Annotated in this window: 9 protein-coding genes and 1 pseudogene; 4 read left to right on the forward strand and 6 right to left on the reverse strand. The window is 68.6% G+C overall.

All coding sequences use genetic code 11. From position 1 onward, the window contains the following. Positions 1-123 (reverse strand): annotated as a pseudogene (locus ACWDUZ_RS38125) (NADP-dependent oxidoreductase); the annotation flags it as partial. A gap of 215 nt (positions 124-338) precedes the next feature. Beyond that, on the reverse strand, positions 339-977 hold the full coding sequence (locus ACWDUZ_RS38130) for an HD domain-containing protein (protein WP_451636419.1): 639 nt from the start codon (positions 975-977) through the stop codon (positions 339-341). Between the two features lie 137 nt (positions 978-1,114). Here ACWDUZ_RS38130 and ACWDUZ_RS38135 point away from each other — a divergent pair, with 137 nt between their 5' ends. Further along, complete coding sequence (locus tag ACWDUZ_RS38135; RefSeq protein WP_451636420.1) at positions 1,115-2,092, forward strand: GlxA family transcriptional regulator; 978 nt, start codon at positions 1,115-1,117, stop codon at positions 2,090-2,092. 142 nt (positions 2,093-2,234) lie between these two features. Here ACWDUZ_RS38135 and ACWDUZ_RS38140 read toward each other — a convergent pair whose 3' ends face one another. Further along, positions 2,235-2,891, reverse strand: coding sequence for a DUF1990 family protein (locus tag ACWDUZ_RS38140; protein ID WP_451636421.1), 657 nt, complete (start codon positions 2,889-2,891; stop codon positions 2,235-2,237). A gap of 58 nt (positions 2,892-2,949) precedes the next feature. Next, positions 2,950-3,162: a hypothetical protein gene (locus ACWDUZ_RS38145; protein ID WP_451636422.1), complete on the reverse strand. Its 213-nt coding sequence runs from the start codon at positions 3,160-3,162 to the stop codon at positions 2,950-2,952. 148 nt (positions 3,163-3,310) lie between these two features. Here ACWDUZ_RS38145 and ACWDUZ_RS38150 point away from each other — a divergent pair, with 148 nt between their 5' ends. Beyond that, on the forward strand, positions 3,311-4,123 hold the full coding sequence (locus ACWDUZ_RS38150) for a DUF1990 domain-containing protein (RefSeq protein WP_451636423.1): 813 nt from the start codon (positions 3,311-3,313) through the stop codon (positions 4,121-4,123). Next, the gene (locus ACWDUZ_RS38155; protein ID WP_451636424.1) at positions 4,120-5,013 is read left to right on the forward strand and encodes a short-chain dehydrogenase/reductase; all 894 of its coding nucleotides are present in this window, start codon (positions 4,120-4,122) and stop codon (positions 5,011-5,013) included. The genes ACWDUZ_RS38150 and ACWDUZ_RS38155 overlap by 4 nt, the downstream gene beginning before the upstream one ends. A 93-nt stretch (positions 5,014-5,106) precedes the next feature. On the opposite strand, the gene ACWDUZ_RS38160 is transcribed toward ACWDUZ_RS38155, so the two are convergent. Together ACWDUZ_RS38160 and ACWDUZ_RS38165 are read right to left on the reverse strand one after the other, a co-directional pair. Further along, positions 5,107-5,697, reverse strand: coding sequence for a hemerythrin domain-containing protein (locus ACWDUZ_RS38160; protein WP_451636425.1), 591 nt, complete (start codon positions 5,695-5,697; stop codon positions 5,107-5,109). Positions 5,698-5,708: 11 nt separating this feature from the next. Further along, positions 5,709-6,908, reverse strand: a complete 1,200-nt coding sequence (locus ACWDUZ_RS38165) for a hypothetical protein (protein ID WP_451636426.1) — start codon at positions 6,906-6,908, stop codon at positions 5,709-5,711. A gap of 529 nt (positions 6,909-7,437) precedes the next feature. On the opposite strand from ACWDUZ_RS38165, the gene ACWDUZ_RS38170 reads away from it, so the two are divergent. After that, positions 7,438-9,018, forward strand: a complete 1,581-nt coding sequence (locus ACWDUZ_RS38170; protein WP_451636427.1) for an ABC transporter substrate-binding protein — start codon at positions 7,438-7,440, stop codon at positions 9,016-9,018. Positions 9,019-9,164 lie beyond the last annotated feature (146 nt).

Consider the following 9,164-nt stretch of genomic DNA (forward strand, 5'->3'; position numbering starts at 1 on the left):
GGTGAAGCCGGCGGCGTGCACCCGCACAATGACGTCGTTCTCGGCCGCATGGGGGTGGGGGAGGTCCACCAGGGACATCCCGGCGAGACCGGCGTCACGGTCCCGAACAGTGATGGCTTGCATACAGGTCCTTACTGGAGAGGGGGCGAGCCGAGCGCGCTGCGCCCGCGTGTGCGGCACGCAGGGGCCGCAGGTGGATGTATGCCGCTCCGCATGATCGATCTCACCTGGGTGCGTGTGTTCCGTCGGATCGCCGCTGGGGCCCGTGCGTGCGCGATCGTCCGGCGTGGCGGGCCGCACCCAGGGCCACGTCGACGCGTACGCGTACGGAGCCCTGCTCAGCTCGGCCAGGGAGCGCCGAGCATGCGCTCGACCGTGGTGGTGCGGGTGAAGCCGGGAACGAAGTGCTCCAGTACATCCGAGTTCACGGTGCCGTTCGTGGTCTCCGGGCGGTACTTGAGTCCGTCGACGTAGGCCCGCAAGAACTCGTTCTTGAAGTCGCCCCGCGGATGGACGGCGATGACCTCGTCCACCTGGCAGCGGTCCAGCTCGTCCAGACCCACGCCGAGCACGTCGGTCAGAACCCCGAGATACGTGATGGCGATCTCCGGGCCCATCCGGTGGGGAATTCCCGGGGTCGTGTGCAGCGCGATCGCCGTCCACACCACGTCGGCGGCCGTCGCCGGGAAACCGTGGTCGAGCATGAACTTGCGCGCGTGGTCGGCTCCATCGACCTCGAAGCGCTGCTCCACGTCGGAGAACGGCGTCAGGAGGCCGGTGTCATGGAACATCGCGGACAGGTAGAGAAGCTCCGGGTCGGGTTCCAGGCCGAGCCTGTGCGCATGAATGGCGCCGAAAACGAAAACGCGGCGAGAGTGATGGTAGATGAGGGGGCTGGTCATCTTCTGCATCAGACGGGTGGCTTCGGCGACCGCCGCCGTTTCAGGAATCTCCACCCCCGCGATGGTCTCGCTCATGACTTTTACGCCTTCCGATATCGGTGTGCTACGAATGGACCGTGCGTCCGTCTTCCACGCTGCCAGCCGCCCGGCGCCCGGCGCCGCCTCGGTCCGGCCATGAGTCACTCGAATCCGGACAGGCGGCCGGCGGGGCAGTGCCCTCCGGCACGCACGGGGTCGCGATCCTCGTCTATGACGGGGTCAAACTGCTGGACGTCGCCGGCCCGGCGGAGGTGTTCGCCGAAGCGAACCGGCTCGGCGCCGACTACAGGATCGCCCTGGCGTCACCGACCGGCGCCGATGTCACCTCGTCCGTCGGGATCCGGATCGCGGTGGACACCGCGGCCACGGAGCCTTCTCCCGAGACGTTCCTGGTGCCCGGCGCGGACCTCTACCCGCGCACGCCTGTCCCCGGTGCTCTGATCGAGGCCACTCGAACGCTGGCGGGCCGGGCCGACCGGGTCGCGTCCATCTGCACCGGAGCGTTCATCCTCGGCGCCGCCGGTCTCCTGGACGGCAAGCGTGTGACCACCCACTGGAAGGTCGCGCACGAACTCGCCGCCCGCTGCCGGTCGAGCCGAGTCGAACCCGACGCGATCTACGTCCGGGACGGAACCGTCTACACCTCGGCGGGCGTGACCGCCGGCATCGACCTGGCACTTGCGCTCGTCGAGGAGGACCACGGCCCTGACCTGACGCGCGATGTCGCCCGCGCCCTGGTGGTCTATCTGCAGCGCTCGGGCGGCCAGTCGCAGTTCTCCGCCTCATTGCAAGGACCGCCGCCCCGGTCTCCGTCCCTCCGTAGCATCACCGACTTGATCACGGCGAATCCCGGGGGAAACCACTCGATCGGTGAACTCGCCAAACACCTCAATGTGAGCCCTCGGCATCTCACCCGTCTCTTTCACGACGAGTTGTCGACCACGCCCGCCCGGTACGTGGAGATGATTCGGTTCGACATGGCAAAAGCTCTGCTCGACCAAGGGCACAACGCGACACAGACGGCATCCCTCGCCGGATTTCCCAATTACGAGAGCATGCGGCGGGTGTTCGTGAGAAAAATGTCGATCAGTCCAGCCGCCTATCAGCGCCGCTTCAGCACGGCGCGCCGCACGAACGAGGGGCAGCAGTAGCCCCGAGGTCAGGTGTTCGACGCGCACCTTCGCCCTGCGGCCGCTGACCGACGAAGTTCCCGCCGCTGTCCGCTGCGTGCCGGCAGCGACCGGCGACCCGGGAACGCCGTCGTACGACCTGCGTCGTGGACGCGGCTCGTGGTCATCCCGGTGTGACCCGGTGGATCGCCAGTGCGTCGAAGCGGTGCATCCTCGCGTCGGAGGGCGCACACACCAGACGCCCGACCAGGCGGGAAGGACCGGGCAGCGGGTGCTCGCCGCGCTGAGCGGCCTCGACGAACGTACGCATTCGCTCGGCACACCTGCGGTAGAACCGCAACTGGGTGCGGCGGCCGAACAGGCGCCACCCGAGGGAGGTGATCCGGCCCAGCGTCGGGGCGCCCTGCGAATGGCATGAGACCACGAACAGCACCTCACCGGTCTCCTGCCGCTTTAGCACTTCGTAGGTCACCTTGCCGCGCTCCAGGTGGCCCTGCAGGGTCTCGTAGGCCCATCCCCAGACGCGGTCGGTCCCTTCTCGGATCTCGTCCACCACGTCGGTGACGCGCACACCGCAGTAGAAGTGCATGCCGTGGAACCGCGCCTCCAGCAGCATGTCGCGGCCGAGCAGCGGTGCGTCCGGGTCGTAGAGCGCCCGCACGATCTCCGGCGGCGAGAACTCGTAGTCCCGGACCAGTCGGCAGGCCTGTTCCCATGGTCCCTTCGGCTCCGGCGGACCCGGTCGTTCTGCGGGCAGCGCGGTGCGGTACAGGTCGAAGTTCCACGAGGGTCGGCGTACCTCGTCTGCCGAGTAGTTCACGCGTGCCTCCGCGAGGCCACGCCACACACGGACGGCGTCGAGCCGTCCGAAGACCCAGTCACCCAAGGGGACCACGCGGACTTTCGAGCGAGTCACCGATCACCCACAGCGTCGGCGGCCACAGACCCACGAAGAGCGCGCGTCGCTCGGCGTTCGCCCGTTGCTCCTGGTCGACGGTCTTCGCGCGCACCCACAGCGTCACGCACAGACCGATGGTGGCGAGCGAGGCAAGGTGCAGTTGGGCACCGCGCACCCCCGCACGGTGCAGCATTCGGACCACCATGAGGCCTCCGGAGTCTCGCTTGCTTGTTCTGCTGTCACTTTGAGTACCCCTTTGTGGGGGTACTCAGGTGGAGATGAGTGTTTCGCACGGTTTGTCTGCTCAAGGTTCACGGACGACGCGTCCACGCTGTCCTCGGATGGTCACTGTGCTCGCGCGGTGGCTCCTGGGTACGGTGTTGGTCACGTGGCGTTATCTGTGGGAGACGATGCCTCTGCACCGAGGTGGCGAGTGCCGGGGCGACGAGACGGACCTCCCACCGCCGCTGCCGCCCGAAGCGGTCGACAGCCGGGTGCAACTGGCGCGGGACGGCTACGGTCCCCTGTTCCATCGTCTCTTCCGGGTGCGGATCGCCGATGCCGACGTCGGTCCCGACCGGCTCATGGAATGGATCTGCTGCGATTTCAAGCGCTTCGTGCCGTCCGAAGTGGTCGACATCCACACCGATGAGCTCCGTGAGCACGGTCTGGACGTCGCGGACGAACTGCTGGTGGAGATGCCAGGACCCTGGAACGGGCCCGTCAAGGTGATTCACCGCGACGTCGATCACCTGCACCTGGTGACCCTGCGCGGTCACATGGAGGCCGGCCAGGTGCAGTTCCGTGCGCGTGAGGACGACGGCCTGCTGGTGTTCGAGATCGAGTTGTGGGCATGCCCCGGCAGCCGCCTGGTGCACCTTCTGTACTCGCATCTGCGCCTGGGGAAGGAGATCCAGCTCAACATGTGGGTCCGGTTCTGCCTGTCCGCCGCCGCGATGTCGGGGGGCCGACCGGTCGACGGTGTGCACATCCGCACGCGCTGGCTCGAATCGCCCGAAGGGACTTCGGCACGCCCGCTGTCGTCGTCCCGGAAGACCACGTCGAGCGGGGCGACGGGCCAGGAGCCGCCCTCGGCGCAAGGGACCGGGGAGCCACGGGTGAGCCGGGCCCACCGGCCGAAGGACAGCAGGTGACGGGCAGTCCGCTCCAGGACCGGACCGTCGTGATCACCGGAGCCGCGCGCGGACTGGGAGCGGCACTGGCACACGAACTGACCCGTCGCGGGGCGCGCCTGGCACTCCTCGGCCATGAACGGCCCGGGTTGGAGGCGTTGGCGGCATCCTTGTCCACCGACGCGATGGCGGTCGAAGTCGACGTGACCGACAACTCCGCGCTGGACGCCGCGGCGCGGGAGGTCCGCGGTCGCCTCGGTCGGCCGTCGGCGGTCGTGGCCAACGCGGGAATCGCCGAGGGAGGCCCCTTCGCGACGTCGGACTCCTCCTCATGGCGCCGTGTCATCGACGTGAACCTGACGGGCAGCGCCCACACGGCACGGGCCTTCCTGCCAGATCTGACGGCGACGGCGGGGTACTTCCTGCAGGTGGCGTCGCTCGCGTCACTCGGCGCCACCCCGATGATGAGCGCCTACTGCGCCTCCAAGGCGGGAGTGGAGGCCTTCGCGCACGTCCTGCAGGCCGAGGTGGCGCACGAGGGGGTCGCGGTGGGTGTCGCCTATCCCGCCTGGGCGGACACCGACATGATCCGCGAGGCCGAGGGCTTCACGACCCTGCACGCATTGCGCGCGCGCCTGCCCCCCGGCGTCCGGACCATCCATCCGGCCGACGCGGTCGCCGCCCGACTGGCGCGCGCCGTCGAGCGCCGGAGCACCGCTGTCTACATCCCGGCGTGGTTGCGTCTCGTCCAGCCCCTGCGCGGGGCCCTGCCGCCCGTCGTACTGCGGCTGGCCCGTCACGATCTGCCCCGCTGGGACGCCGGGCGGCCGCTGCGTGCCACCGGCACGCTGGGCGCCGGCGGACGGGCCGACCGTGCCGCGGCCGCACCGGACGACGGCCGACCGGGCTGATCCCCCGCCCGCGGCGCCGGACGAGAAACCGGAAGACGGGCGGACAGGGCCCGGACCACCACTCGGCTCCGGGCCCCTTCCGCGTTCGGCGGGTCAGTCCTTGCCCATGGCTTTGCGGACGACGTCCTTGGTGCGGTCCATGAGGGCCGCCACGGGACCGAGGGCCACGTTCGCGGCGGCCGACTCGACGCCCGGATGCGGGCGGGTCGGCGCCATGGCCTCGGCCGCCTTGACGGCTTTGGCCATGGAGGCGAGGCTCGTGCCGTCGGCGTGGCGGCGGATGTGGCTGAACTCGTAGCGCTCCTCCGCCCGCGCGTGCTCCTGCACGGCCGTGCGCAACTTCATCAGCCGCGGCATGAACTGCGGATCCTCGGTGTCCATCTCGTCCAGCGCGGCGAGGGCCTCCTTGGCCTCCTTCTCCTCGGCGAGACGGTCCTCGACGACCCCCTCGCCGCCCGGAAGGGCGCGGCGGGCGAAGGGGTGGACCACCTCCTCCTCGGCGGTCTCGTGCACGGCCAGCAGCCGCACCAGCCGGCGGAAGGCGTCGCGGCGCTCGTCGCCGGAACTCCGCTCGACCTCGTCGAACAGGTTGCGGATGTCGCCGTGCTGGCGCATCAGCAGGGCGACCACGTCGACATCGGGGGCCTGGTCGGCACCGGCCTGCGGGGTGTGGATGTCGGACATCTCGCCTGCCCTCACTTCTCGCGCATCGCGGGGTCGGGGTGCTCGCCCTCGGACTGCACCCGGTACTCCCGGCCGAACATCTCGTCGTGCTCGGCCATGACACGTTCACTGGGGGGCGCCTCACCGCCGTTGATCCGCTCCTGCATCTTCTCGAACCGCTCGTGCGCCTCGCGCACATAGCCGGCACCCAGCGTGGTGAGGTCCATCTGGGTGTCCAGCAGCTCCCGCAGGTACTGCTTGTTCGGCTCGAACGTGAGCACGTTCGGCAGCTCGGGCGCCAGCACCTCCTGGGGCTCACGGCCGTCGTGGCGGCGCATGAGATCGCAGGCGGTGTGGAGGTGCTCCAGCTCCATGTTCAGATGCAGTTCCCAGATCGCCTTGACCCGCGCGTCGCTCTCCTGCTCCATGAAGGAGTAGTACAGATAGCACTCGTTGTACTCGTGGTTGACCAGCTGCTCCCACCAGGTCTCACCCGGGTCGACGAGCGACTCGTAGTGGGTGACGTGCTCCTCCTCGATCAGCCCGATCTCCTGGTACAGCTGCCGGGCGATCGGCTCCATGTAGGTGGGACCGGTGTTCATGTAGAAGTTCATGGTCTGCTGCTCCGCGGACATGATCGTCAGCGCGTGGAGCTTCGAGAGCGGGTTCACCGAGCTGCGGTCGTACGGGTCGCGGACGTTGTCGTACGGGTCGCGGTGGTGGAACCTCGTGGGCCGGCCCGGCATGACCTCGGTGAGGTTGTCGACGACCGACTCCGCCTTGCGGTGCTCGATCATCTCGTACAGGTTCGCGTACCGGTACAGGTGGTCGAAGTCCTCCAACACCCCGAACTGGTACGCCTGTTGCAGATACGGGTCCGGCTCCATGCGCGCCACCCACGCCGTCAGGTCCACCGCGACCTGCTCGTAGGCGATGGTCGTCTCCAGCACCGACGACACACCCGGCAGCAGCCAGTTCACCACCTTCTGCTGCTGCGCTTCGATGTACCGGACCCCGGCCAGCTGCCGCTTGATCTCGGGATCGACGGTGTGGCGGGCGAGGTGGTGGCTGAACAGGATCGCCTCCACCTCGATCCCGTTCATGGTGATGACCCGGCACCGCGTGTACGGGTCGCACCGATCCGGGTCGATCGGCTCCACGTTCAGTTCGCGCCAGTTGCGCAGCTGGCGGTCCAGTGGGATACCCCGTTGTTCCAGGGGGTTGAAGGTCATGAAGGGCGCTCCTTGTGACGGGGCCAGGAAGGGCGGTGCGGCACCCCGGCCGAGGCGCCGCGTGTCGGTGCCGGGGCACCGCAGTCAGGTTTCAGCCAGTGGGAGGCCCCCGCCACCGCACACGCCCGGACGGCCGCAGATGTCCGTCCTTCGTAGGCAAGGCCGTACGCCGAGCAGACCGACGCCGGCGCGAGCGGGCACCCACGCGGACCGCTCGTCCCTGCGGGACTCGTGCCACTTTCGGCGCCGTCGGACCCGCGGAGCGAGCGTGAGCGTCCCTGGGGCGCTGCCGTCGAGGGTTCGCGGCATCCTGTGCCGACGGGTGCCCGTGGGGACTGTACGGCGGCTGTTCAAGGCGGCGTCACTTGCGTCGAGTATGCTCTCGACTCGTCCGCGACCCTTCAGCTGTGGGATTCCGGCCGTGACGAGGAGAAGTTGGTGCCTCTCCTGGGCCTGTCCGAGCGGGGCCGGTCCACCCCGGTGCCAGACCGTGGCCTGGGCTGACGAGAACGACGACAAGGCACGTGCAGTGAAGATGCGTAACCAGTGGCCGGTCCTGCCGGTCACGGTCGGGCTGGCCTGTGGCCTGTTGACCGGATGCGGCTCCCAGAGCGGTGGGGCCGACGGCACCGGTTCCCACGTGAACGTGGGAATGTCGGACGACGTGCTGGCCACGGACCCGGCCTCCGGTTACGACCCCGGCTCCTGGCTGTTGTTTGACAACGTTTTCCAGACCTTGCTCGGCTTCCCCAAAGGTGGCACCGAGCCACAGCCGGAGGCGGCCAAGTCCTGCTCCTTCACCGACACTCGGACCCAGGTCTACGAGTGCACGCTCAAGGACGGTCTGAAGTTCAGCAACGGCGACCCGCTGACCGCCGAGGACGTCAAGTTCTCCTTCGACCGCACGCGGAAGATCAACGACGCGGCCGGACCGGCGATCATGTTCTCCGCACTCGACGAGGTCCAGACGCCTGACGCCAAGACGGTCGTGTTCCGGCTGAAGACTCCCGACGCCACCTTCCCCAGCAAGATCGCCTCCGGTGCCGGCTCCATCGTCGACCACCGGCAGTACGACGCACAGGGGCTGCGCAAGGACGGCAAGGCGGTCGGCTCCGGCCCCTACAAGCTGGACTCCTTCAGCAAGGACCAGGCCGTCTTCTCCGTCAACGAGAGCTACAAGGGCACCGCGCAGGTCAAGAACGCCGGTGTGACCCTGAAGTTCTTCCACGGCGACCAGGGCGGCCTGAAGCAGGCCCTGCTCGACGGCAAGGTCGACGTCGCTTACCGAGGACTGACCACCAAGGACATCGCCGGACTCGGCGCCGAGGGCGACACCAAGGGCATCGAGGTCGTCGAGGGCAGTAGCGCGGAAGTCCAGCACCTGGTCTTCAACTTCGACGACCCGGTCGCCGGAAAGCTCAGTGTCCGCAAGGCCATGGCCTACCTGCTCGACCGCGACGCCCTCGTCCGGGACGTCTACAAGGACACCGCGACCCCGCTGTACTCGATCATCCCGGCGGGCATCGCCGGTCACAACACGGCCTTCTTCGACACCTACGGCGCCAGCCCCTCCAAGGCCAAGGCCACCGCCGCGCTGCGCGACGACGGCATCACCGACAAGGTGCACCTCACCCTCTGGTCCACCCCCTCGCGCTACGGCCCGGCCACCGACGACGAACTGAAGGCGATCGCCGCTCAGCTCAACGCGAGCGGACTCTTCCAGGCCGACGTCAAGTCGGTGCCCTTCGACCAGTACGAGAAGGACATCGCGAAGGGCAAGTACGGCGTCTACGTCAAGGGGTGGGTCCCCGACTATCCGGATGCCGACAACTTCACGGCACCCTTCTTCGGGCAGGGCAACGTGCTGGACAACCACTACACGAACAGCGCCATCACCGGCACACTCATCCCGCGCACCGCCGCCGAGACCGACCGCGCCGCGACCGACAGGGACTACGGACAGCTCCAGGACATCGTGGCCGACCAACTGCCCGTCCTGCCCGTGTGGCAGGCCAAGCAGTACGCAGTCGTCCGGGACGGCGTCTACGGCCTGGAGTACTGCCTCGACGCCTCCACCGTGTTCCGCTTCTGGGAGCTCAACAAGAGCTGACCGCCGCACCAGGTGAAGCGCCGATCGCGGGCACCGACGTCAGCGGCCGGATCGACGCTCGACGACCGAGCGGGGACGGCCCCCTGGCGGGGGACGGCCGCCCGTCGGGCCGGTGACGCAAAAAACGAAACACCCCCACCCGATAA

It is taken from the genome of Streptomyces sp. NPDC003393 (assembly GCF_053589015.1).